Source organism: Aquibacillus koreensis, assembly GCF_025154055.1.
GTDB classification, from domain to species: domain Bacteria; phylum Bacillota; class Bacilli; order Bacillales; family Amphibacillaceae; genus Aquibacillus_C; species Aquibacillus_C koreensis.
The window spans coordinates 115,319-140,441 of sequence record NZ_JAOALK010000041.1 but is presented as its reverse complement, the minus strand read 5'-3'; the positions used below and the strand labels follow the sequence as shown (position 1 = coordinate 140,441).

The following is a 25,123-nucleotide window of genomic DNA, read 5'->3' as shown; positions in this document are numbered from 1 at the left end:
TATGGCTTTTGGAATAAAAAGAAATGAATTGAAACAATGGAAGAAACAAGTTATTAATGAGGAAATTGCTTTCCTGACGCATTATTGGCTTGATCCTAGATTTCCAGGGTGTAAAACAGTAACCAAAGTAGGATGTTCTAATATAGATAAACTGGTAGAGTGGGGAGAAAGGTATGGTTTAGAAGCTAGATGGATTCACCATGATAAAAATTACCCCCATTTTGATCTATTTGGTGATTGGCAAAAGCAAATATTGGTAGCTGAAGGTCAATGGGAGCAATTAGATAGATTTAAATTATGAAATCATTGGAAAAATAGTCAATTATTATATTTACTTTTATAGTCGGTTTATTTATACTAATAGTACTGAATGAAAAGGGAGGTATGTGTTATGGAAAAGTTAATCAATCAAGTAAAGTATAATTTCATAACACTGCCCAACGGTTAAGTTTTCTAGTTTGTGGAAAATTGTGCGGTGGGCGGTGCATGTAGTCCATCGTAGCATAATGTAAGACCTATGAGACCGTGGATGTTCACGGTCTTTTTTTATTTCCACATATTAGGAGGAATTTGACATTGAACTTAAAAGAACTTGGATGGAATGATTTCTTTCAAGCAAATGCGAATACGTATTTAAACGAAGGATTTGAAGTGGGACGAATTAGTAAAGAGCATCGTGGGTTATATCATGTCATAACGGAAAACGATGAAATTATCGCTGAGGTTACTGGCAAATTTATATTTCAAGCAGTAGAACGGACAGAATATCCTGCTGTTGGCGATTGGGTGATCATCCATTCTAGAATAACTGAGCAAAAAGCAACGATTCACAATATTTTGCCTCGATTAAGTAAGTTTTCAAGAAAAATTGCAGGTAATACAACAGAAGAACAGGTTGTAGCAGCTAATATTAATACGGTTTTCATTGTAAATTCGTTAAATAAAGACCTTAATCTTAGAAGAATCGAACGCTATTTAGTCATGACTTGGGAAAGCGGAGCAAATCCTGTTATTATTCTGAGTAAAGCTGATCTATGTGGCAACATAGACGAAAAGCTTGCAGAGGTGGAACGTATCGCCTTAGGTGTACCTATTCATGTGGTTAGCACGGTTGAAGATCAAGGGTTAAGCGAGTTATCCAGTTACCTTCAAGAAGGTCAAACGATAGCTCTATTAGGGTCATCGGGAGTAGGGAAGTCAACATTAACAAACAAACTTGTTGGTAAAGACATCTTAGAGGTACAATCTGTTCGTACAGATGATGATAAAGGTCGTCATACAACCACACATAGAGAATTAGTCATCGTGCCAAGTGGGGGCATGTTAATTGATACACCTGGCATGCGCGAGTTGCAATTATGGGAAGCTGATCAACATTTGGAACAAAGTTTTGAGGATATTGCGCAAATTGCAGCAACTTGTCGTTTTAGAGACTGCTCGCATCAAAATGAACCAGCATGTGCAGTGCAAGCTGCCATTGATCATGGGGAGTTAGCGGAAGAGCGTTTCAGCAGCTATTTAAAATTACAAAAAGAAATACGTTTTTTGGAACGTAAAGCAGATAAACGTGCAGAGTTAAAAGAAAAAGAAAAGTGGAAGAAACTATCGGGTGATCGAACGAGGGTTCATAAAAAAAGGTAAAAAGACGCAGACGCTCCAACTAGGAGCATCTGCGCTTTTTTGTTTAATGTAGATCGTTATTTGGTTGGTTTTCTTCAAAATTAGCTTGATCCATCCCTGGTATGACTTGCCCAGGCATTGTTGTGCCGTGCATATAAGCTGGGGAAGGATTTAATTTAGGGATTTGTCCCATCGCTTGTGGTTGTGCAATATATTCGAAATTACCTAGTCCATCCATGCTTTTGCCACTCGCCCATCTACCTTGTGAGCTTTCTTCTCCGTTTGAGAAGTTCATGAAGGAATAGGATACTTCTTGTTTCTCGAGTGCTTGTGGGAATGTACTAGGAACAATTGCTTTTTGATTTTGTTCTAATTCTTCAATTGCAGCCATCCACTGGTTTTGGTGCATGGTATCACGAGCTATCAAAAATGAGAGCATGTCACGTACACCTGGATCGGTAGTCATCTCATATAAACGAACAACTTGCAATCTACCCTGAGACTCAGCATTTAAATTCGCGCGGAAGTCTGCTAATAAATTTCCACTTGCAACCGTATATCTTGCGTTCCATGGGTATCCAACACTATCCGTAGGTGTAGCACCCAGTCCAGATACTATCGCATGTTGGGGATTCATCCCGCCAAGAACAGCTTCTACTGCAGGATCTTTAGCTGCTTCATCTTGTTCGCGAGCGGGGGCACCGTCTAATAATTGGGCAATCATCGTTGCAATCATCTCAACATGTGCGATCTCTTCAGTACCTATATCCAAAATCATATCTTTATACTTCTCGTCTGCACGACAATTCCAACCCTGGAACAAATACTGCATCATAACGGACATTTCACCAAACTGTCCACCTAGGATTTCTTGCAATTTTTTAGCATATACTGGATCTGGATTACTTGGTTTCGCGTTATATTGCAATTCTTTTGTATGAAAAAACATATAATCCCTCCTATTTAATCAGTCTTATTATGGTTGGGAAGAATTTTTTCATACAAAAAATCTCCGCAAATAGCAGAGATTATAATGATTGTTTATTTTTTTTCTCAGGAACAAGATCGACCCCGCCTGGATGAAAAGGGTGGCATTTTAGTATTCTTTTGATCGTTAAATACCCACCTTTTAAAGCTCCAAATCTCTGTATCGATTCCAATCCATATTGGGAGCAGGTAGGATAAAATCTACATGTAGGCGGCTTAATTGGGCTAATAACTTTTTGGTAAAATCGTATTAATAAAATAAATAAACGCTTCATAACAACGCTTCCTTATTCTTCATTAGTTTTATCGTATGTGACAGAGGCAATTGCATCGTGTAAGTGAATGGACTCTTCATTTCTGCACGAAACTTTAAACTTTTTAATATAATCTAACTCATAAAGGTCAGCAGCTACTAATCGAACAATATCTTCAACAAAACGCGGATTCTCGAATGCTTGTTCCGTCACCATTTTTTCGTCAGGGCGTTTTAAAACTGGATGAATTCTAGCACTTGCATTGCTCTCAGCTGCTTCTAGCAAGGCTTCTTTCCAATCCACTTGATTTTCATCGTAATCTTCCGCTAGGGAAACTTGCATCGTTACATTACCTCTCTGGTTATGTGCACTGTATTCACTAATTTCCTTCGAACAAGGACAAAGCGTAGTAATCATTCCTGCTAAAGTGACTTCTGTATCATAACCATATACTACATCGTAATGGACCTTCATAGTAGCATCTGCGTGATTTAGACCGGTTAATTCGGAAGATGGTCCTTTTCTTTCAAAAAACCAAGGGAACGTGACTTCTACACAGGCATCTTTTTGCTTTAAACGTTGTGCTAATTCTTTTGTGAATTTTTTTAGTCCGTTAATACTAACGACAAAATTAGATGTGTGATATTCATGAAGTTGTTCGGTGAAACGACTCATATTTGTACCTTTACTATCTTTGTCTAAACTTGAAGTAAGTGTGAATTCTCCAATAGTAGTTTGAAAGGTGGGTGCTAAACTACTACTAATTTGAATAGGGTGTTTTACTTTAGCGATTCCTACAGCATCTAAATCGAATATAAAGTCTTTCTTTGTATTTTGTAAATCAGTCATTTTATGTTTATCTACTGGCTTTGTTTTAGGTCCAGGATCAACAGATCCAAATAATTTATGACGTTCTTTTTTATTAGGAAGTGCTTTTTTATGATTAACTTTAGTTATATTCATTATTTCGACTCCTTTTAACCTCTTTCAACTTATACAAAGTATAATCAACAAGTATATTTTATTCAATTTATTTTAACTATTTAGATACATATAATGTAGAATATGTCTTCCATACGACGATAGTTTTGTAAAGCTTGAAAAACCGAATCTATACAGATTCGGTTCCATTTTTAGGACGATTATTTATACGTTCTTCTTATTTGATTCATCAGACAGTAGCTTTCTTACATCCATTTAATCTTGGGCTCCGTTTTGTCTATAATCCGCTTAATGTTAGCTCGATGGCGATAGAACACAAAAACAGTCAATACGGATGTTACAATTATTAATCCAATATCTTGTTGAATGATTGATACGATAATAGCTACAATACCTGTCACCATAGATGATAAGGAGACATATTTAGTAAGAAATAACATGATGAAAAACGAAATAATCATAATTAGAAACAGGATTGGGCTTACTCCAAGTATGACGCCACCTGAAGTAGCAACAGCCTTACCACCTTTAAATTTAGCAAAAATAGGGTACATATGACCAATTACCGCAAAAACACCAATAATTAGTGGATTAACCTCTGTTACACCAACCAGGAAAGGTAGTGATGTAGCAAGCGTACCTTTTAAAATATCGGCAATCGTAACGATTAACCCGGCTTTTACACCAAGGACACGAAATGTATTGGTACCACCCAAATTACCACTTCCGTGTTCTCTAATATCAGTTTTATATCCTATTTTTCCAACGATTAAGGCGAAAGGGATGGATCCTAGTACATATGCAATTAGTGAAAATAATAAATAACTCATCTGTTTACTCCTTTGTATGTAATAAATATAAACAACGAACAATAGTGATTACATTTTTAAGTATCATATAATAGAAATTCTATATAAATAGAGACTAATCTATTTTAACATGAACTATTCGGTTTGCTATACTCTATTTCATTTTTTTGCTCCACTTGTTTATTTTCTTACGATGGTTGATGATCATACTTTATTTTAACAACAAATGGGAGTGCATAATATCGTTTGCGTTAACGAAATAATCAAGCAGTTAAACCGAAAAGTCTTGCTTCTCTGTCATTTTACTATAATAATTAAAGGTATTACATTCGGTAATAGACGAAATGAGGTTGCGAAATAAGAGAAAATCTTTAAAATAGTATAAGTATGCGAACTTCATCTTTACACAAACATATGTTTTAAACTACTATATTTAATTAGATGATTGTTGTGGAAATCTTATTCTAAATAAATTATATAACGAATCAGATAGAGAAAATTAAATCGTTTTAAGAATTGCAGAAGGGAGCGGGTGTACAATTGGTTAAACAGACAGCAACACCATACTCAGATGATTCCATTCAAGTATTAGAAGGATTAGAGGCAGTAAGAAAACGCCCAGGTATGTATATCGGTAGTACGGATTCACGAGGGCTACATCATCTTGTATTTGAAATCGTCGATAATGCTGTAGATGAAGCATTGGCGGGATTTGGTGACGAGATCAAAGTAAGGATACATAAAGATAATAGTATATCTGTAGAAGATATGGGGAGAGGAATGCCCACAGGTATGCATAAGACTGGAAGACCTACACCTGAAGTTATTTTCACCGTACTACATGCGGGTGGGAAATTTGGTAATGGTGGATATAAAACCAGTGGCGGATTACACGGGGTTGGTGCTTCGGTTGTTAACGCATTATCGGAGTGGCTAGTCGTAACCATTTATCGTGATGGACATATTTATCAACAACGATTTGAAAATGGTGGAGTACCTGTTACGTCGCTTGATAAAAAAGGCAAAACAAGAAAAACTGGTACGTCCATTCAATTCAAACCAGATCCGACTATTTTCTCAACCACTACGTATCAATTCGAAATGCTTTCTGAAAGGTTACGTGAGGCTGCATTTTTATTAAAAGGAATGAAGATTAGCCTTTTTGATGAACGAAATGAAATGGAAGAAAAGTATGAGTACCCAGATGGATTACAATCATTCGTATCGTACTTAAACGAGGAAAAGGATGTCCTTCATCCCGTTGTTTCATTTGAGGGTGAACAACAGGAAATTGAAGTCGACTTTGGATTTCAGTTTAATGATGGATACGCGGAGAGTATGCTTTCGTTTGTAAATAATGTGCGTACAAAAGATGGAGGTACGCATGAATCCGGTGCAAGATCTGCCATTACACGTGCTTTTAACGAATATGCACGTAAGCAGAATGTATTAAAAGATAAAGATAAAAATTTAGAAGGTAATGATATTAGAGAAGGATTTACTGCAATTGTTTCTGTTCGAATACCAGAGCAAAAATTACAGTTTGAGGGACAAACAAAGGGGAAACTTGGTACATCTGACGCAAGATCTGCGGTAGATGGCGTTGTTTCGGAGAATTTATCTTATTTTCTTGAGGAAAACCCTGACATTGCTAGTATGCTTATAAAGAAAGCTGTACGAGCAAAAGAAGCACGTGAGGCTGCGCGTAAAGCTAGAGAAGAAGCAAGGACTGGAAAAAAGAAAAAGAGAAAAGATGCCTTATTAAGCGGGAAATTAACTCCTGCGCAATCACGTAACCCAGATAAAAATGAATTATACCTTGTAGAGGGAGACTCCGCTGGTGGGTCAGCCAAACAAGGACGAGATCGTAGGTTCCAAGCGATCTTACCTCTTCGTGGAAAAGTAATTAACACGGAAAAAGCAAAACTTGCGGACGTGTTTAAAAATGAAGAGATCTCGACAATCATCCATACTATTGGTGCGGGTGTAGGTGGAGACTTTAATTTAGATGATGTTCAGTATGATAAAGTTGTTATTATGACAGATGCGGATACGGATGGTGCCCATATTCAAGTATTATTACTTACTTTCTTTTATCGTTATATGCGCCCTTTAATTGAAGCGGGCAAGATATATATTGCTTTACCACCACTCTATAAAATTTCTAAAGGCAAAGGAAAAAAAGAAGAAATTCGTTACGCATGGAATGAAGATGAAATGAAAAAATCGATAAAAGAATTAAAAAATGGCTATCTACTACAACGCTACAAAGGTCTTGGTGAGATGAATGCTGACCAACTATGGGACACGACGATGAATCCTGAAACACGGACTTTAATTCGTGTTACCATTGATGATTTGGCACGTGCAGAAAGAAGAGTTACAACGTTAATGGGAGATAAAGTCGAGCCACGACGCAAATGGATAGAATCAAATGTACAATTTGGACTAGAAGAAGATACAAATATCATCGACAATGAAAATATTCACTCATAAAGGGAGGGCATCTTTTTGTCATTTACAGAAAAATTACTAGATTTACCTTTAGAAGATGTCATCGGCGACCGCTTTGGAAGGTATAGTAAATATATTATTCAAGATCGAGCACTACCAGATGCTAGAGATGGGTTAAAACCAGTACAAAGAAGAATTTTGTTTGCGATGCATGAGGAAAGAAACACACATGATAAAGCATTCAGAAAATCAGCTAAAACGGTAGGTACAGTTATTGGTAATTATCATCCACATGGTGATACATCTGTCTATGATGCAATGGTTCGTCTTAGTCAAGATTGGAAAGTGCGGAATGTCTTAGTAGAAATGCATGGAAATAATGGTAGTGTAGATGGTGATCCGCCAGCTGCTATGCGTTATACGGAGGCAAGGTTATCAAGTATTTCTTCAGAATTACTTCGTGACATTGATAAAGAAACAGTGGACTTTATACCGAATTTCGATGATACCATTGATGAGCCCGTCGTTCTTCCTGCAAGATTTCCTAATCTTTTAGCAAATGGTTCCACAGGTATATCAGCAGGTTATGCAACGGAAATACCACCCCACAACCTTGGCGAAGTTATCGATGCAGTAATAAAGAAAATAGATAAACCTGATGTTACGATTGACGAGTTAATGCAGGTTATTAAAGGTCCAGATTTTCCAACTGGTGGAACTATTCAAGGCGTTGATGGGTTAAAGCAAGCATATAAAACCGGAAAAGGGAAAGTCGTTGTTAGAGGAAGAGCAGAGGTTGAACAGCTTAGAGGAAACCGTGAGCAAATTGTCATTGATGAAATACCATATGAAGTGAATAAAGCGACCTTAGTGAAACGTATGGATGAACTTCGACTCGATCGAAAAGTAGAAGGTGTTGCAGAAGTACGTGACGAAACAGATCGTACTGGACTACGGATCGTTATTGAATTAAAAAAAGATGCAGATAGTGAAGGTGTTCTTCATTATTTATACAAAAATACAGATCTACAAATCACATATAACTTTAATATGGTAGCCATTAAAGATAAAACACCTACATTACTTAACTTAACGTCTATGCTTGAATCTTACATCTCTCACCAAAAAGAGGTTGTAACACGTCAATCTAAATTTGACTTAAGAAAAGCACAGGAACGCTCCCATATTGTAGAAGGACTAATCAAAGCTATTTCTATTTTAGATGAGTTAATTGCGACAATTCGAGCTTCCAAAGATAAACAAGATGCTAAGAAACAAATTAAAGAGGCGTATGGATTTACGGAAGAACAAGCAGAAGCAATCGTAAATTTACAGTTATATCGCTTAACGAACACAGATATTACGTCTTTACAACAGGAAGCAAAAGAGCTTCAAGAGAAAATAAATGAGTTAGAAGCGATCTTAAATGATGAGCGAAAACTCTTCACCGTGATAAAAAATGACTTGAAAGACTTAAAGAAGAAGTATGCAGATAAGCGAAAAACAATAATTGAAGAAGAGATTGAAGAGTTGAAAATTAATTTAGAAGTTATGATCGCAAGTGAAGATGTATTAGTTTCCGTTACACGTGATGGCTATGTGAAACGAACTAGTCTCAGGTCGTATGCAGCCTCAAATGGAGAAGACTTCGCTATGAAAGATGAAGATCATCTCGTCGCCTTACAGGAGATCAATACGACAGATAAATTACTGTTATTTACTAACAAAGGGAGATATATTTTTGCTCCAGTCCATGAGCTTCCAGACATCAGATGGAAAGACTTAGGACAGCATATCTCTAATATCGTCACAATTGATAAAGATGAGATCATAGTAAAAGCAATACCAGTAAGGAATTTTGTTGAAGAAAAATATTTAATTTTCTTTACAAAAAACGGTATGATTAAACGAACTGAATTAAAAACCTATGAGGCGCAACGATATTCGAAAGCGCTTGTTGCCATTAATTTAAAGGGTGACGATCAAGTAGTGAATGTACATGTTTCTGATGGTCATTCGGATGTATTTATAGCATCAAATAAAGGGTATAGTTTGTGGTATCATGAGTCAGAAGTAACACCAGTGGGTCAAAGGGCTGCAGGTGTGAAAGCTATTCAATTAAAAGATGATGAGTATGTCATTAATGGTATCGTATTTGATGACTTAGTAGCAGAGCCTAACCTCGTTTTACTTACACAACGTGGAGCGGCGAAACGGATGACTTTAAAGGAATTTGAAAAAGGTGCTCGTGCTAAACGAGGGCTTGTAATGTTAAGAGAATTAAAAAGAAAACCACACCGTGTTATCGGTTTCTTCCTAGTAAACGATGAAGGAACGATCCAATTTAAGACGAGTAAAGGGTCTACCCACATGGTCTATCCACTTGAATTAGCTAATAGTGATCGTTATAGTAATGGATCATATATTATTGATGCTGATGAACAAGGGGATGTTGTGGAAGTATGGGAACAAACTAACTATACAAAACCATTTTTAAGCAATGAGGAAAGTTAATTATAATTATATTATGTAAACTAAAACTGACATTTCCTTTGTGGATGATGTCAGTTTTTTTATGAAAAAAATAACGGAACTCTTCATATGCTATTTGTATATGCTTTTTTCTAGGAAATGCCTTGGGAAAGTGATATTCTTTAGTAGTACATGAGAGTAAAAGGGGATCTATATACATGGATAATAAATTGTTTCGACAGGCTATGAGCAAGTTCGCAACTGGTATTAATATTGTTACCATTAGACATAACAATGTCATCCACGGCATGACAGTTAATGCATTCATGTCCGTATCTTTAGATCCTAAATTAATTGCTATTTCTATCGACGAAAAGGCTAGTATGTATCAATTAATTCAAGATACAAAGGAATTTGGGATTAGCATATTATTAGAAGATCAAAAAGATATTTCCATGATACTTGCAAAACAAAAAGCTGCAGATAAAGAGATAGAATATAAGGATGTAAATAATATTCCTGTTTTAAAGGATGCACTAGTAACAATGTCTTGTAAAGTGGATGAAATGGTACCAGCGGGAGACCATATGATTTTTATTGCAGAAGTTACGTCCATTGAAGTAAAAGAAGGTAATCCCATCCTTTACTATAATGGAAAATATCGCAAAGTTGATAAGGAGTAGAAGTAAAACAGTCGTTTGTGCTGTTTTATTTTTTTTAAAAATATTTTGACGAGACTATCATACAAGCTTGCATCGTTTAAATCTCTGACCATCGTAAGAACGGACGCTTCCTGCACTTAGAGTAATAACTAGCAACTATAACCCGAAAACCGTATAATAGACGAGAGAATATTCAGACAAAGGGGTAACATCCACTATGATTTCTTCTGTTACAAAACTAGTTGAAGCAAGTCAAATCGCTGCACTGTATGATGAATTTATGAAATCAGAGCACGTAACACAAGCAAATAAAGCATTAGACCTTTTAGAGAAATTTGATCGTAATGAACTTGTTCTATGTTTTGCAGGACACTTTTCAGCAGGAAAATCAAGTATGATTAATCATCTTTTAGAAGAGGAGATCCTTCCAAATAGTCCTATTCCAACGAGTGCAAATGTGGTGAAAATCACATCTGGTGGGGGCTATGCTAAAGTATATTTTAATCAGGAAAATCCAGTTGAATACAAAGAACCTTATGATTTAAATCAAATCAAACAGTTTTGCAAAGATGGCGATTCAATAAATAAAGTAGAAATCAATAAAAAAACAAGCATTATACCAAATGATGTAGCTATTTTAGATACACCTGGAATTGATTCATCTAATGATGCTGACAGAATCATGACTGAATCATCCTTACACACAGTAGATGTTGTTTTTTATGTGATGGATTATAACCATGTTCAATCGGAAGTTAATTTAACGTTTCTTAGAGATTTGGAAATACAAGGAATACCCACCTATGTCGTTATTAATCAAATTGATAAGCATAGTGATCATGAGCTTACTTTTAAGCAGTTTAAAGATAGTGTGAATCATGTTTTTGCTGAGTGGGGTATTCATCCAAAGCATACCTTTTATACATCTTTAAAAGACTTACAAGCACCTAACAATCAGTACAGTAAGTTAAAGCAGGAATTTCAGCAGTTAATGACCAACCACGTTGATCGCATAGAGGAAACCATTCAAAAATCATTACAAGTACTAATTGAGAAACATTTGGATTGGGTAGCCCTACAATACGAGGAACAAAAAGAATCGTTAGAAAATGTGTTAAACGAGCTTAAACCTCGTCTTCCGCATGGTGATCAAAACCACCTTGAAAGTGAAATGAGCCAGTTAGAAGAAATACCGAAAATTGTTGAAAGTGGATTAAAATCATTGATAAACACTACCTTGCAAAATGCCTATTTAATGCCATTTGAAGTCCGAGAACATGCAGATGCTTTATTGAAATCATACCAGGATGGCTTTAAGGTAGGATTGCTATCGACGAAGAAAAAGGTTGATGTGGAACGTCAAACACGTTTAGACGCGTTTTATGATGCGTTAAAACCAGTCATTGATGCTTCTCTAGAATGGAAAATTAGAGAAAAATTATCGACATTCGCAAAAGAAAATGATATTACGAATCCAAAAATAATCCATCATATACAGGCTTTGCAAGTGCCTTTTGAGAAGGAATCGTTAGTCGACCTGATCAAAACAGGTGCTGGAATGACTGGTGAATATCTATTAGTTTATACAGATGATATTGCGAATGAAGTGAAGAGGAAAGCGCAAGAGGCAAGTTTTTTAATAAGAGAATTGATGATGGAAGAAAAACAGGAACAAGTGCAAGGTAAGATACAAAAGCTTAAAGATCAACTTGATTTACTTACCAAGATGCAGGCAGTTGAGACAGAATTATCTCAAATTGATGAGAAGTTAAATGCATATCATGCAAAATTGAATGCCCTGTTACAGGATAAATTACCAAATAATTCTCTGGTTAAAGAAGTAAGAAAAGTTATTGAAAATAGAGAGAATGAAGTTTCTTTAAGTCCTGTTCCACCTAAAGAAGATACGGACGATGTTACAGAAGCATTTGAGCAAGGTGGAAAGAAAGACACACGAAATGTGCGAGAGTCTGTAGTCAATGTAGATACAGCTATAAAACACATTGAATTAACCTTAAATCAGTTACACTTGCTACCTGGACTGCAAACGATTGAAAAAGATTTAATGCAGAAAAAGCAACGATTAGAGAATAGACAATATACGGTAGCTCTATTTGGAGCATTTAGTGCTGGTAAATCATCCTTCTCCAATGCACTAATGGGAGAGAGTGTATTACCAGTTTCACCTAATCCTACTACTGCAGCGATAAATAAAATAAGTGCACCAACAGACAATTACAAAAATAAAACAGTAGTGGTGAAAGTAAAGGATAAGAGAACGATCCTTACAGATATCCAATCCATTATGTATGAAGATCAAGAGCATTTGGATGGACAAATAGACAAAATTGCGAAAGAGCTATTACAAGTCCAAACGATTACACAAAAGCAACGCTCTTTCTTGCATGCGGTTTTAGAAGGATATGATCAACTGTTTTCTAACCTAGGACGAGAAATAACCATCTCTTTTGAAGAATTGTCTACTTATGTTTCAAAGGAGTCGCTGGCGTGCTATGTAGAGTGGATGGAGTTATATTATGACTGTGCACTTACAAGACAAGGGATCACACTCGTAGATACCCCTGGTGCGGATTCGGTCAATGCACGTCACACAGATGTCGCATTTCAATACATTAAACAAGCGGACGCGATTCTGTTTGTAACTTATTACAATCATGCTTTTACACAAGCAGATCGAACTTTTTTAATGCAACTAGGGCGTGTGAAAGATGCGTTTAGTCTTGATAAAATGTTCTTTATCGTTAATGCAGCAGATCTTGCCAAAGATGAAGAAGAGTTAGAGTTGGTGAAAACGTATGTTCGTGAACAATTGCAAATCTATGGTGTAACAAATCCAAAAATGTATGCCTTATCAAGCCATTTAGCATTAAAGGAAAAACAAGCAAATGATCATGATCATCAATCAGGAATCAAGCAATTCGAAAAGGATTTTGATTCATTTATCAATCAGGATTTAATGCAGATATTAATTCAATCTGCTTTGTATGACATCAATCGTTCACACACACAACTAGAAAAGTATATTTATTCAGCACAATTAAATAATGATGAAAAGCAAGCGTTACTTTCTTCATACAAAGGTAAGGAACAAAGTGTTAAAGAAGTGATTAAAGAAGAAGATTCCAGTACCCTTGCAAAAGGAATAGATCAAAAAATTGATAAGCAGTTATATTATGTTCATGAGCGGTTATCCATTCAATTTGGTGATCGATTTAAACAAGCTTTTAACCCATCAACAATCCAAAGTAATGGGAAACAAGCAAAAGTTGAACTTGATAAATGTTTATCTCACTTATTACATGCCATTGGCATTGAACTTGCAGAAGAATTAAGAGCTGTCTCTTTACGAATAGAGGCTTTTATCAATGAGAGAGCAAGAGAATTTAATGCCTTGTTAGATCAACGTTCTAAAAAAGTAGAACCAGACTTAGCTTTACCACAACCGGAATCGTATCAATTTGAAACTCCGAATTTTGATCAGGCTTTTCAAGATGCAAATCGAGGGAATTTTCAGAAAGCGTTAGCTACCTTTAAAAATACAAAATCCTTCTTTGAAAAAAATGAAAAAGAAGTAATGAAGGATGAACTTTGGAGTAGCATAAGTCCGTTAGTAGAAGTGTATATAGCACAAAATAATGCTTATATGCAATCGTACTATCGAGAAGGATGGTCAGATTTTTGTAACCTGATACGAGATCATGCACAAGGTGCGATTGATACCTATTTTGAAGGCATATATCATTCACTAACGGAAGGAATGGATGTGGATAAGTTACAAAGTGCTAAGGATCACATAGAAGCAATCATACGTAACTTTGAACAATGAAATTACTTTAAATCCTTTTTTATAAGCAGATAATCCTTTTGGGCAAATCGATAAAAAGAGTATGAATTGTGGCAAGTCATCTAACTTTATATGAAGAGCATGAAAATGTCCTACTTACAAATAATACTTCTGAACAAGTATTAATGATGCAAGGAGGATTACAGTGGACAATAAAAATAAAGTGACTCTAGAAGATAGTAAAAAGGTAGCGGAAAAAAGCTTTGAACCAAAGGATTATCAAGGGAAGACACAAATTGAGCAAGGATTAGCTGAAACACATGAACAAGTTGGAGACGATTATTTTGAAGGTGCGATTGATCAAAAGTTAGATAAAAAATAACTGTACTAAAGAGATGCAAATCACATTAGTGATTTGCATCTCTATTTTTTGTTTAATTTCCCCTAGTTTTATAATTCTTTGAAACACTGAAGTAAGGTACCCTTCTTCCAATTCAGGAATATTTTTGCTTGCTTTTTAGCAAGATATAAATATCGAATCACTGAAGTTAATTGTTACTTATAGAATTCAAAATAGAGTTGTGGAGCGATAAAAAGTATTATAGTTCTGCAAAAGGGGGAGTAATGTTGGATTTTCATTTCATATGGAAAGCGATAGTCATTGTCATTGGAGGCGTGCTTATTTTAAGGTTAGCTGGGAGAAAATCAATTTCTCAACTTACTGTTGCTCAAACGGTGATGATGATCGCAGTAGGTTCATTAATTATTCAACCTGTTGGTGATCGGAACATTTGGATTACAATGGTCATAACACTTTTAATGGTCATTACACTTATCTTAATTGAGTATCTCGTTCTTAAATCGAATAAAATGGAGACTTTTATTTATGGAAAGTCATTTATCGTTGTTGAAAATGGACGAATCAATGAACAAAATCTTAAAAAGCTAAGGTTAACTGTCGATATGCTGGAGGTGCGATTGAGACAACAAAATATTGGTAAAATTAGTGATTTACAATGGGCAACAATCGAATCAAATGGTCAGCTAGGGTACATGTTAAAACCTGAACAACAATATGCTACGAAAGAAGATATCCAAATGTTGAAATCACTAATGGAATCCTATCAATTGAATCCGCCTACAGATAACACAACACCTCCAACAAATATGTCAGATAACATATTTACGGAGGTGAGAAATAGGAAACATGTAGAAAAACCAGAAAAGAATTTAGATTAGACGGATTGATAACTGAATGAAAGTAAAATCATACAGGAAACATACGTTAACAAGTGTTTTCTAAACGATTGATTGTATAAAAATCATTAATTTCTGATATTATCTGGCGCAACAAACTCCATGTGATCTGGAAGTAACTCAAACCCTCTCCCGATATGCTTACTTGTATGACTATCAGAACCTATCACCATGGGGATGCTCATTTCCTTAGCTTGCTGCATAATACCCGGATTAGGGTAAGTAAGACCACAATACTCTTTGTAAAGTCCAGCAGTATTTATGTCTAACTGGAGGTTTTTCTTTTTTATTAATCCAAGTAATTCCATAATTTTTTCACGAAAGTCTTTTTTACTCGGGTATAGCTTGGAGAATTTTTCAATTAACGTGAGGTGACCGATACGCATTGGTTTGCAAGTGCCTAGATCAGATTGGACTGCTTGCTTTACCGTGTCATAATAACAAGCATATACTTGTTCAACTGAGCCGAATAACTTGATAATTCTTTCAAATTCATCTGCACTAAAGTCAACACAGGCATATTCTCCATTAGGTGCCTGTAACATATGCACCGACAAGATAGCATCTTCAATAATAGGACCATATTTATTTAGAAATTCCATTGTTTCACCTTCGAAACCAACAATATAGTCAACCTCAAACCCTACATTTATTTGCAATTTGTTTTCATAAAGCCTTTTTAACCGGTTTGCCTCGTCAAAATAGGCATCTATATCTTCCCATTTCATGGCACTATCTTTTTCGGGCGTTGGATCTTGAAAAGCTTTTGGAAGTGGCGCATGTTCCGTAAAAGAAATTGATTTCATTCCTTTATTTATTGCAGTAACAACATACGATTCCATGTCATCTTTAGAACCATGTGGACAAAAATTTGTATGAATATGAAAATCCCCGTGCAAAACCATGTCGAATTCTCCTTTATATTGTGCGAATTTTAGAAAAAAAACTGATGTTAGTATATTATATAAGAAAGAGGTTGTCATTTATAGTGCAAACCATTTTAGAATGGTTGACTTGGTAAGTGTCATTGTGTAAAATGAAAATCAAGCGAAATACTTTACTGTGGTAAAGTGGTACAGTGATAAAGAATGGACAGGGATGTGAATACATGTTTTTACCAGCAGGGAGTCAAGATGAGATCGGAAAAAGATTGATAAGTCGCTCAAAGGCTTATGAGATATTTGGAAACGTAACAGCTAACAGAAACTATAAACAAATTTCAACGCCTGTAGTAGAATATGCAACGACGTTTACGAACCAATATGCAGGGATGGAATTACAAAATATGTTGAAATGGTTTAATCGCGATGGTGAGATAGAAGTTCTTCGACCTGATTGGACAACTGCGATTGCTCGAGCGCTAGTAAATCAGCACCCTTCTCAATTAAAATGGTCCTACCAGGGTTCTGTATTCCGTAGTGATAAAGCAGGCATGGAGAGCAGGCAAGCAGGGGTTGAAATTGTACATACATCGTCATTTTTAGGTGAGAGCGAATGTTTATTAACTGCAGTTAACTATTTAGATGAGTTGGAGATTAACGATTATTTAATAGAGTTAGGACATACGGGAATTTTTGATGAGCTTACGTCCCATCTTAACTTAACGGATAGTGAGTTGGAGAAACTACGCGAAGCTATGCATGATAAACGAAGAGATGAAGTATATCAAATTGCAATTACAAATGGTCATGAAGAGGTTGCTAATGAACTAACACAATTGGTTGACGCCTTTGGTTCCATTGATGTAATTGAAAAATATGAAGACTTGTGGCGTGATCAAGAAATTTTACTAGGAATACTAAAACATATGAAACAATTAGCTGTTCTTTTACAAGAACTCGGTGTACCGGATGTATTAGTGGATCTAGGCAGAGTAAAGAATTTGCCTTATTACTGTGGCATTATGTTTAGAGGTTTTATTAGAAGTAACGGGAATACGTGCTTTTCTGGTGGACGTTATGACAAATTATATGAACAATTCGATGAAAGTATTTCAGCGGTCGGCTTAGCATTTGACGTCGATGTGCTAGCAGATAACCTAATCATTGAAAATGACAGGCAAAAGATTTGTATTGTAGCATCCGAGCAGTCACATGCATTTGCAGAGAAACTTCGAACTTCTTTTGATAATGCAATCGTAGATATTCAATATAATCTTACTGATGAAGACCGATTTGACAAGGTTTTAGAAGTTATAGAAGAACATAATGAGTATAAGGTGGTGGAAAGATGAAGCCGTGTATTGCTTTAACAAAAGGTAGAATAGAAAAACAATTTTTAGAGTTTTTTCAGTCGTTAAACTATGATATAGAACCATTAATTAATAAAGGTCGAAAACTACGTGTGGAGACGGATGACTTTCAGTTTGTGTTTGCCAAAGGCGTTGATGTTACGACCTATGTGGAGCATGGAATTGCTGATCTAGGGATTGTTGGTGAAGATATTTTAGCTGAATTTCAACCGGACGTATATAATTTATTACCTTTACCATTTGGGAATTGCCGCATGGCACTTGCGGTGGAAGAAGGCAAAGAATGGCCAGAAAGAAAAAGATGTATTGCTAGTAAATACACGAATATTACGAAGGCGTTTTTCAAAGAGAAAGGCGAATCCGTAGATATTGTAAAACTTGAGGGGTCAGTTGAATTAGCGCCTATCCTTGGTTTAGCTGATGGCATTGTTGATATTGTTGAAACGGGAAACACGCTAAAGGAAAATGGTCTAATCGTCAAAGAGTCATTTATGGAATTTAGTGCCCGTTGTATCGCTAATCGTTCATCATTAAAAATTAAGCGTGATTTGTTAGCACCGGTAATTGAGGCTTTACAGAAAGGAGTTGCCGTAAAGTGATACCTGCATTTTCTATAGAGTCATTTAAGGAAACGTTTCTGTCAAAAAAAAATGTTAGTCAGCAAGACGACCGGGTGATTCGAACAGCAAAAGAAGTTATCGATGATATTAGAAGTAATGGGGATCAAGCATTAAAGAAGTACGTAGAAAAGTTTGACGGATTCGTACCACATAATTTGGAAGTGTCTGAATCAGAGCGAAAAGATGCTTGGGAACAAGTAGATCAAAAGACAATAGAATCACTTCAAAAGGCTGCAAAAAATATTCGAGCTTTTCATGAAAAACAACTACAATCCTCTCGTTTTATGAACGTGGATGAAAATATTGTATCTGGTCAGTTGTACCGTCCGATTGAGCGTGTTGGAATTTACGTGCCTGGTGGAACAGCCTGTTATCCATCATCTGTCTTAATGAACGCAATTCCAGCAGTACTTGCAGGTGTAGAGGAGGTAATCATGGTAACTCCAGCTAGGGATGGTGAACAAATCGCACCAATCTTGTCCGTTGCAGCAGATATTGCTGGTGTGGCTACCATTTATAAAATTGGTGGCATTCAGGCGGTTGCGGCACTAGCTTACGGAACAGAGTCTATTCCTTCCGTAGATAAAATTGTAGGACCAGGAAATGCTTATGTAGCTGCGGCAAAATCTCTTGTCTATGGTGATGTGGGGATTGATATGATTGCAGGTCCATCAGAGGTTGCTATTATTGCTGATGAAACAGCTGTACCTGCCTATATAGCAGCGGATTTAATTGCCCAGGCAGAACATGATGAGAATGCTAGAGCATTTTTATTTGCAACTTCCCAAACGATGATAGAAGAAACAAACGCAGAGTTAGTGAAACAATGTGCAGACCTACCGAGAAAAGCCATTGCTGAACAGGCGCTTCTTCATAAGAGTGCAACGGTATTGGTGAATGACTTGGATCAAGCATTTGATCTTGTAAACCAATTAGCACCAGAACATTTGGAAATCCAGTTAGCAGATCCACTTAACTACTTAGGGAAAATCAAAAATGCTGGATCCGTTTTCCTAGGGAATTATACACCTGAAGCATTAGGCGACTATTATGCGGGTCCTAACCATGTATTACCTACTTCTGGAACAGCAAAGTTTTCATCTGGACTATCCGTTGATGACTTTATTAAGAAAACGACATTCTTATACTATACACAACAAGCATTAAAAGAAGCATCAAGTCATGTTGTTAATATTGCAACTGAAGAGAGATTAGATGGTCACGCTCGTGCGGTACAAAAGCGTTTAATAGATTAATAACCAAGCTCTATAGTTAGGGCGTTAAATTGGAGTGATGATAGTGCGAACAGCAAGTAAAGCAAGAAAAACAAACGAAACATCCATTGAAGTAACAGTTGATTTAGATAACAATAAAGACGTCCATATTCAAACTGGTGTGGGATTTTTTGATCATATGCTAGAGCTATTGGCACGTCATGGGCGAATCGGGTTGGTCGTAAAAGCAGACGGGGATTTGCATATTGATAGTCACCATACAGTAGAGGATGTTGGCATCGTTCTTGGTCAACTTATTCGAGAGGCTTTAGGTGATAAGAAGCAGATCAACCGCTATGGTAGTGCCTATGTGCCGATGGATGAATCGTTAGGTTTTGTCGCTATAGATATAAGTGGGCGTCCATTTTTAGTTTTGGATGCAACCTTTGACAATCAAAAACTAGGTAACTTTGACACAGAGTTAGTAAGAGAATTTTTGCAAGCTTTTGCTTTCCAAGCAGGGATTACGCTACATGCAAAGGTATTATATGGTCAAAATACACACCACAAAATAGAAGCGATTTTTAAAGCGCTTGGAAGATCGTTGGCAGAAGCGATTCGAATCAATCCAGATATTGAAGGAGTTAATTCGACAAAGGGGTTAATCGAATGATAGCAATAGTAGACTATGGGATGGGTAATGTAGCTAGTGTATCGACTGCTTTTAAGCGACTTGGGTATGAAGTTGTATTAACGGATAACGTAGGTGAGCTAGAAAAAGCATCACATATTATCCTGCCAGGTGTAGGATCATTTCAAGCAGCGGTCAAAGAGATTAGCGAGCGCGGACTCAAAGAACCATTACAACGATTAGCTAAGGAAAAACCCTTTTTAGGCATTTGTCTCGGTATGCAGTTACTTTTCACGGAAGGTTATGAAGGTGGAACTTCACAGGGATTGAATCTTATACCAGGTACAGTGGAAAAAATAAAAACACCCTATTTGTTACCACACATTGGTTGGAATGGACTTCATATCCAACCAGGGCATCCGGCATTTGATCCCTTTCAAGATAAACATGTTTATTTTGTCCACTCCTTCGAGGCAAGAACAGAGAAGGAGTATCTCGTGGCTTCAACGGAATATGGAAGCGACATACCAGCAATCGTTCAGAAAGATAAGGTATATGGCATTCAATTTCACCCGGAAAAGAGTGGAGAAGTTGGTGTTGGAATTCTAAAGGCATTTTTGCAGGAGGTTAAATAATGAAAGTCTTACCAGCAATTGATTTAATAGATGGCAAATGTGTACGTTTATACCAAGGTGACTTCAATCAAACAACACAAGTAGGTAGTGATCCAGAAACACAATTGGCAACATTTATCGCAGACGGTGCTGAAATTGTTCATATCGTAGACTTAGATGGCGCACGTAACGGAGAAGCAAGACAATACGATCTCATTAAAAAGCTGTGTGAGAGATCGACGGTGCCAATTCAAGTTGGCGGTGGTATTCGTACACTTGAAACAATTAAAAACTTAGTAGATGCAGGAGCAAGCCGTCTTGTACTTGGAACAGCTGCTTTAGAGGATGAAGCATTTTTAAAAGCTGCACTTGAAGAGTATGCTGAATACATCGTTGTTGGAATTGATGCTAAAGATGGAAAAGTAGCGACACGAGGATGGGAAACACTATCTGAAATCAACTACATCGATTTTGCGAAAAAGATGGAAGCATTAGGTGTAAAAACAATTGTATTTACAGATATATCTAGAGACGGGACGATGTCAGGACCAAATGTACAGGCTTTACAAGATTTAATGAAAGCAGTTAGTTGTAAAATTGTTGCTTCTGGCGGGGTAAGTAAAAATGAAGATTTACAAGCATTGGCAGATATCGGAGTGGAAGAAGTAATCGTTGGAAAGGCCATTTATGAAGGCAAAGTCACGGTTATGGGGGTATCGTAATGATTGTAAAAAGAATTATTCCTTGTCTTGATGTGAAGGAAGGCAAAGTGGTTAAGGGAACTAACTTTGTTGGTTTACGTGAACTCGGTGATCCTGTAGAAATGGCTTCCGCCTATTCTAAAGCAGGAGCAGATGAAATTATATTTTTAGATATATCTGCTACAAATGAAGGTCGACAAACAATGGTGGATATTGTAAAGAGTACTGCCGAAAACGTTTTTGTACCTTTTACAGTTGGTGGAGGAGTTAGAACAATCGATGATGTCACAAGACTTTTAAAAGCAGGTGCAGATAAGGTAGGGATGAACTCAGCTGCTGTTGCTAATCCGGAGCTTATTGCAGAGTCATCTGCAAGATTTGGTGCGCAGTGTATCGTCGTTGCGATCGATGCAAAGCGTTTTGACGATGGATGGCACGTTATGACACACGGTGGAAGTAAGGATAGCGGGATTGATGCTATTGAATGGGCAAAAACTGTTGAGCAAAAGGGAGCTGGAGAGATTCTGTTAACGAGTGTAGATACAGATGGGGTGAAAGATGGCTTTGATATAGCTTTAACTAAAGCCATTGTTGATACCGTGCGAATTCCTGTAATTGCATCAGGCGGTTGTGGAAAGCCAGAGCACTTTCCTGAAGTTTTTGAGAAAACAGATGTGTCAGCTGCTCTTGCTGCGTCCATCTTTCATGAAAATACTTTCTCAATAAAGGAAGTAAAGGATCGTTGTACATTACAAGGAGTGAATATTCGTGAAGCCTGATTTTTCTAAAGGATTAGTCCCTGCTATTGTCGTAGACCAATCCACAAATCAAGTATTAATGCTAGCTTATATGAATGAAGAAGCTTATAGCAAAACATTAGAGACAAAACAAACGTGGTTCTTCTCTAGATCTAGAAATGAGCTTTGGAATAAAGGTGCTACATCTGGAAATATCCAAAAGGTTACATCTATGCATTTAGACTGTGATCATGACACATTACTTGTACATGTAATCCCGGCAGGGCCAGCCTGTCATACTGGTGAGACATCGTGTTTCTTTCAGGAGATTGACGTTAATCCTGACGAAAACTTGGACGTTAATCCTTCGATTCTAGATGAAGTAATGGCAGAAGTAGAGAAAAGAAAGCAAGTAAAAGTAGAGAATTCCTACACCAATTATCTATTTGATAAAGGGGTTGACAAAATAGGTAAAAAAGTGATTGAGGAAGCTGGAGAAGTTGTTATTGCAGCCAAAAACGAAGATAAAGAAGAAATTGTGAATGAAATTAGTGATCTTATTTACCATAGCTTTGTTTTGATGGCAGACCAGGGTGTATCGTTACAAGATGTTAAAAGAGAACTAACGAAACGCTTTTCTAAAAAAGGGAATAGTAAGGGAGACCGTCCGGAGATAAAAGAGTGGTAACACTCTTTTTTTTCTTGGATTAATCTTTAAGCAAGGAATAAACTTATTAACTATAATAATATTATGTAAACTATAATACTCGTATCTTTCACATTTGATTTCCTAATCAATTAGTAAATGTTGTTGTTTTGTACTTTCATAACATCAAGAGATGGTACATTAAATTTTTTACTACGTTGATTACACAACTTAGCTAAAAATTTTTACTTCTTAACGTACAAAAAAAGCCCCTCATATAAATGAGGAGCCTCTAATGTTTGGTTTAAATTAGTTCCAATGCGTTTCAATAAATTCATCTCGACCAGAATTCTTTCGGTCTTCTTCGTATTCTTTTTTATTTGTTTTATAAAAATCTTGGTGATAATCTTCTGCTGGATAAAAGGTAGAGGCGGGTAATATTTCTGTAGCAATGTTTTTTTTGAATTTGCCACTTTCCTCTAATCCCTGTTTTGATGCAGTTGCTTCTTTCCTTTGGTTTTCATTATGATAAAAGATGGCAGTACGGTATTGTGGACCTCTATCTTGAAACTGTCCTTCTGGGTCAGTTGGGTCAATTTGGGGCCAATACAAAGATAATATTTCTTTAAAGGTTATTTTACTAGGGTCATATGTGATCTCAACTGCTTCATAGTGCCCGGTTTCACCAGTTTTTACTTGTTCATAAGTAGGGTTATCTACATGTCCACCTGTATATCCTGAAATAACTTGTTCCACACCATCCCATTGATCAAAAGGTTTTACCATACACCAGAAGCAACCACCTGCAAAAGTTGCTTTTTCAAAAATACTATTGTTTGTCAAATCGAACACTCCTATGTCATGCTTATAAGTACTTAATGTTAATAATTTACATAATATGTTTACAAATGTCCACTATTGATGTTTAATTTTAATGGAAGGAGGGATATTTTGTCTATCACTACGAATAAAATTGATTTCTCACAATTAGTAGAGAATTCATTAACCGGTATCGTGATATTAGACGGTCGAGAATTACTTTATGCGAATCAACAGGTTTATAATATGTTAGGTTACTCTCCTGAAGATGTATTAATTTGGGATCAAATTATCCATCCAAACTATCGAAAATTAGTCGATGATAGAATAAGATATGTAAAAAGTGAACAGCGGACAACAGATCCAATTGAGCATAAGTTAATTAAAAATGATGGTTCTATTGTTCATGTAGAGACGTTTTCTTTACCATACATAAAGGATGATCATGTTTATGTGCAAGCCCACATACATGATATTACAAAACGAAAAGTGTTTGAGAAAGAATATGAACTTAGAAAACAACAATATCAATTAATTAGTCAAAATACATCCGATATTATTGCTGAATTAAATCAAGATGGTGAAATAATTTATGTTTCACCATCTGTTGAAGAAGTACTAGGGATTAAACCATCATTTCTTGTTGGTATGAGTTGTTACGACTGTGTTCATCCTGAAGACTTGTCACTGGTGAAACAAAATGGAAAAAACTTAATAAAAACAAAACAACCCTATATTATTAGATACCGACTTAGAGGTAATAATAATAATTATATCTGGGTAGAAGCTAAGGTAAAACTAATTGAATCAAATGGTATTTCAAAAGTCGTTGTGGATGCTAGAGACTGCACAGAACAGATAGAAGCAGAGAAGTTACTTAGACAATCGGAAAAGCTAGCAGTTCTAGGGGAATTAAGTGCTGGCGTTGTACATGAAATTAAGAATCCATTAACTTCAATTAAAGGTTTCTTACAACTTATGCAAGCCGGGACCATTGAAACGAAAGACTACATATCGATATTGAACACGGAGATTGAACATATAGAACAAATTGCAAGTGACCTGCTAGGCTTCGCTAAGCCTTCGGATGAAATGAAAAAACAAGATCTATCTGTGTTGCTAGATTCAGTCGTATTTTTAATGAATGCACAATCAAAAAAACATAATGTTGAATTAAATTGGGCTGCACCACAAGATGAATATCCTGTGCTTGGCGATGAGTCTCAAATAAAACAAGTTTTTGTAAATCTAATTAAAAATGCAATTGAGGCTTCTGAAGAGCATGGTACAGTGGAGATCCACTTATCTAATCGAGATGACCAGGTGGTTATTCAAGTCCAAGACTACGGATGCGGTATTCCTGAGGAGATGTTAAACCATATTGGTGACTCCTTCTTTACTACAAAAGAGAAGGGTACAGGATTAGGTCTAATGATTACACAAAAAATCATTCACAATCACCACGGTAAAATTAATATTCACAGTATTGTTAATGAAGGCACGACTTTTAGCGTGATTTTACCTAAATATTATTGAGTTGGTATTATTTTATATACATAAATCTATTTTCTCTCCTTGGTAAAATTATTAATCTATGAGAATATATATATGTAATAAAAATTCTCGTA

General features: G+C 36.2%; 22 protein-coding genes and 1 pseudogene. 17 read left to right on the top strand and 6 right to left on the bottom strand.

Annotation, left to right across the window (positions count from 1 at the left end; all coding sequences use genetic code 11):
* The first annotated feature begins 1 nt into the window (after position 1).
* Both NYQ66_RS11500 and rsgA read left to right on the top strand, forming a co-directional pair.
* Positions 2-301 carry a hypothetical protein gene (locus NYQ66_RS11500; protein WP_259869559.1) on the top strand — a complete coding sequence of 100 codons (300 nt, stop codon included), beginning with the start codon at positions 2-4 and terminating at the stop codon, positions 299-301.
* A gap of 275 nt (positions 302-576) precedes the next feature.
* Complete coding sequence (rsgA, locus tag NYQ66_RS11495) at positions 577-1,641, top strand: ribosome small subunit-dependent GTPase A (RefSeq protein WP_259869557.1); 1,065 nt, start codon at positions 577-579, stop codon at positions 1,639-1,641.
* A 43-nt stretch (positions 1,642-1,684) separates the two neighbouring features.
* Here the strand turns inward: rsgA and NYQ66_RS11490 are convergent, their stop codons facing one another.
* The 4 genes from NYQ66_RS11490 to plsY all read right to left on the bottom strand — a co-directional run bounded on the left by NYQ66_RS11490 (position 1,685) and on the right by plsY (position 4,633).
* On the bottom strand, positions 1,685-2,569 hold the full coding sequence (locus NYQ66_RS11490; RefSeq protein ID WP_259869556.1) for a manganese catalase family protein: 885 nt from the start codon (positions 2,567-2,569) through the stop codon (positions 1,685-1,687).
* A 79-nt stretch (positions 2,570-2,648) separates the two neighbouring features.
* Positions 2,649-2,882, bottom strand: coding sequence for a membrane protein insertion efficiency factor YidD (gene yidD / locus NYQ66_RS11485; RefSeq protein ID WP_259869555.1), 234 nt, complete (start codon positions 2,880-2,882; stop codon positions 2,649-2,651).
* A gap of 12 nt (positions 2,883-2,894) precedes the next feature.
* Positions 2,895-3,824 (bottom strand): GTP cyclohydrolase FolE2, encoded by a 930-nt coding sequence (folE2, locus tag NYQ66_RS11480; protein ID WP_259869553.1) that lies wholly within the window; start codon positions 3,822-3,824, stop codon positions 2,895-2,897.
* Between the two features lie 224 nt (positions 3,825-4,048).
* On the bottom strand, positions 4,049-4,633 hold the full coding sequence (plsY, locus tag NYQ66_RS11475; RefSeq protein WP_259869552.1) for a glycerol-3-phosphate 1-O-acyltransferase PlsY: 585 nt from the start codon (positions 4,631-4,633) through the stop codon (positions 4,049-4,051).
* 519 nt (positions 4,634-5,152) lie between these two features.
* On the opposite strand from plsY, the gene parE reads away from it, so the two are divergent.
* From parE to NYQ66_RS11445, 6 genes and pseudogenes are all read left to right on the top strand, one after another.
* Positions 5,153-7,108: a DNA topoisomerase IV subunit B gene (gene parE / locus NYQ66_RS11470; protein WP_259869549.1), complete on the top strand. Its 1,956-nt coding sequence runs from the start codon at positions 5,153-5,155 to the stop codon at positions 7,106-7,108.
* 15 nt (positions 7,109-7,123) lie between these two features.
* The gene (gene parC, locus NYQ66_RS11465; protein ID WP_259869548.1) at positions 7,124-9,580 is read left to right on the top strand and encodes a DNA topoisomerase IV subunit A; all 2,457 of its coding nucleotides are present in this window, start codon (positions 7,124-7,126) and stop codon (positions 9,578-9,580) included.
* A 176-nt stretch (positions 9,581-9,756) separates the two neighbouring features.
* Positions 9,757-10,221: a flavin reductase family protein gene (locus tag NYQ66_RS11460; protein WP_259869547.1), complete on the top strand. Its 465-nt coding sequence runs from the start codon at positions 9,757-9,759 to the stop codon at positions 10,219-10,221.
* Positions 10,222-10,417: 196 nt separating this feature from the next.
* Complete coding sequence (locus NYQ66_RS11455) at positions 10,418-14,047, top strand: dynamin family protein (protein WP_259869546.1); 3,630 nt, start codon at positions 10,418-10,420, stop codon at positions 14,045-14,047.
* A gap of 199 nt (positions 14,048-14,246) precedes the next feature.
* Positions 14,247-14,387, top strand: a pseudogene (locus NYQ66_RS11450) (YozQ family protein); the annotation flags it as partial.
* Positions 14,388-14,632: 245 nt separating this feature from the next.
* Positions 14,633-15,244, top strand: coding sequence for a DUF421 domain-containing protein (locus NYQ66_RS11445; protein WP_259869545.1), 612 nt, complete (start codon positions 14,633-14,635; stop codon positions 15,242-15,244).
* A gap of 86 nt (positions 15,245-15,330) precedes the next feature.
* Here the strand turns inward: NYQ66_RS11445 and hisJ are convergent, their stop codons facing one another.
* The gene (gene hisJ / locus NYQ66_RS11440; protein WP_259869543.1) at positions 15,331-16,167 is read right to left on the bottom strand and encodes a histidinol-phosphatase HisJ; all 837 of its coding nucleotides are present in this window, start codon (positions 16,165-16,167) and stop codon (positions 15,331-15,333) included.
* 203 nt (positions 16,168-16,370) lie between these two features.
* On the opposite strand from hisJ, the gene NYQ66_RS11435 reads away from it, so the two are divergent.
* Genes NYQ66_RS11435 through hisIE form a run of 8 tightly spaced genes read left to right on the top strand, consistent with a single transcriptional unit; the run spans position 16,371 to position 22,718 of the window.
* Positions 16,371-17,495 carry an ATP phosphoribosyltransferase regulatory subunit gene (locus NYQ66_RS11435; RefSeq protein ID WP_259869542.1) on the top strand — a complete coding sequence of 375 codons (1,125 nt, stop codon included), beginning with the start codon at positions 16,371-16,373 and terminating at the stop codon, positions 17,493-17,495.
* Positions 17,492-18,112 (top strand): ATP phosphoribosyltransferase, encoded by a 621-nt coding sequence (gene hisG / locus NYQ66_RS11430; RefSeq protein WP_259869541.1) that lies wholly within the window; start codon positions 17,492-17,494, stop codon positions 18,110-18,112. Before NYQ66_RS11435 ends, hisG begins: the two co-directional genes overlap by 4 nt.
* Positions 18,109-19,389: a histidinol dehydrogenase gene (gene hisD, locus NYQ66_RS11425; protein ID WP_259869539.1), complete on the top strand. Its 1,281-nt coding sequence runs from the start codon at positions 18,109-18,111 to the stop codon at positions 19,387-19,389. Before hisG ends, hisD begins: the two co-directional genes overlap by 4 nt.
* A 43-nt stretch (positions 19,390-19,432) precedes the next feature.
* Complete coding sequence (hisB, locus tag NYQ66_RS11420) at positions 19,433-20,020, top strand: imidazoleglycerol-phosphate dehydratase HisB (protein WP_259869537.1); 588 nt, start codon at positions 19,433-19,435, stop codon at positions 20,018-20,020.
* Positions 20,017-20,613 carry an imidazole glycerol phosphate synthase subunit HisH gene (hisH, locus tag NYQ66_RS11415; RefSeq protein WP_259869535.1) on the top strand — a complete coding sequence of 199 codons (597 nt, stop codon included), beginning with the start codon at positions 20,017-20,019 and terminating at the stop codon, positions 20,611-20,613. Before hisB ends, hisH begins: the two co-directional genes overlap by 4 nt.
* Positions 20,613-21,314, top strand: coding sequence for a 1-(5-phosphoribosyl)-5-[(5-phosphoribosylamino)methylideneamino]imidazole-4-carboxamide isomerase (gene hisA / locus NYQ66_RS11410; protein ID WP_259869533.1), 702 nt, complete (start codon positions 20,613-20,615; stop codon positions 21,312-21,314). Before hisH ends, hisA begins: the two co-directional genes overlap by 1 nt.
* Positions 21,314-22,072, top strand: coding sequence for an imidazole glycerol phosphate synthase subunit HisF (gene hisF, locus NYQ66_RS11405; protein WP_259869531.1), 759 nt, complete (start codon positions 21,314-21,316; stop codon positions 22,070-22,072). The genes hisA and hisF overlap by 1 nt, the downstream gene beginning before the upstream one ends.
* Positions 22,062-22,718 (top strand): bifunctional phosphoribosyl-AMP cyclohydrolase/phosphoribosyl-ATP diphosphatase HisIE, encoded by a 657-nt coding sequence (gene hisIE, locus NYQ66_RS11400; protein ID WP_259869529.1) that lies wholly within the window; start codon positions 22,062-22,064, stop codon positions 22,716-22,718. Before hisF ends, hisIE begins: the two co-directional genes overlap by 11 nt.
* 267 nt (positions 22,719-22,985) lie before the next feature.
* Here the strand turns inward: hisIE and msrA are convergent, their stop codons facing one another.
* Positions 22,986-23,519: a peptide-methionine (S)-S-oxide reductase MsrA gene (gene msrA / locus NYQ66_RS11395; RefSeq protein WP_259869527.1), complete on the bottom strand. Its 534-nt coding sequence runs from the start codon at positions 23,517-23,519 to the stop codon at positions 22,986-22,988.
* Between the two features lie 108 nt (positions 23,520-23,627).
* Between msrA and NYQ66_RS11390 the strand changes: the two genes are divergently transcribed.
* Positions 23,628-25,031: a PAS domain S-box protein gene (locus tag NYQ66_RS11390; RefSeq protein ID WP_259869525.1), complete on the top strand. Its 1,404-nt coding sequence runs from the start codon at positions 23,628-23,630 to the stop codon at positions 25,029-25,031.
* Positions 25,032-25,123: the final 92 nt, after the last annotated feature.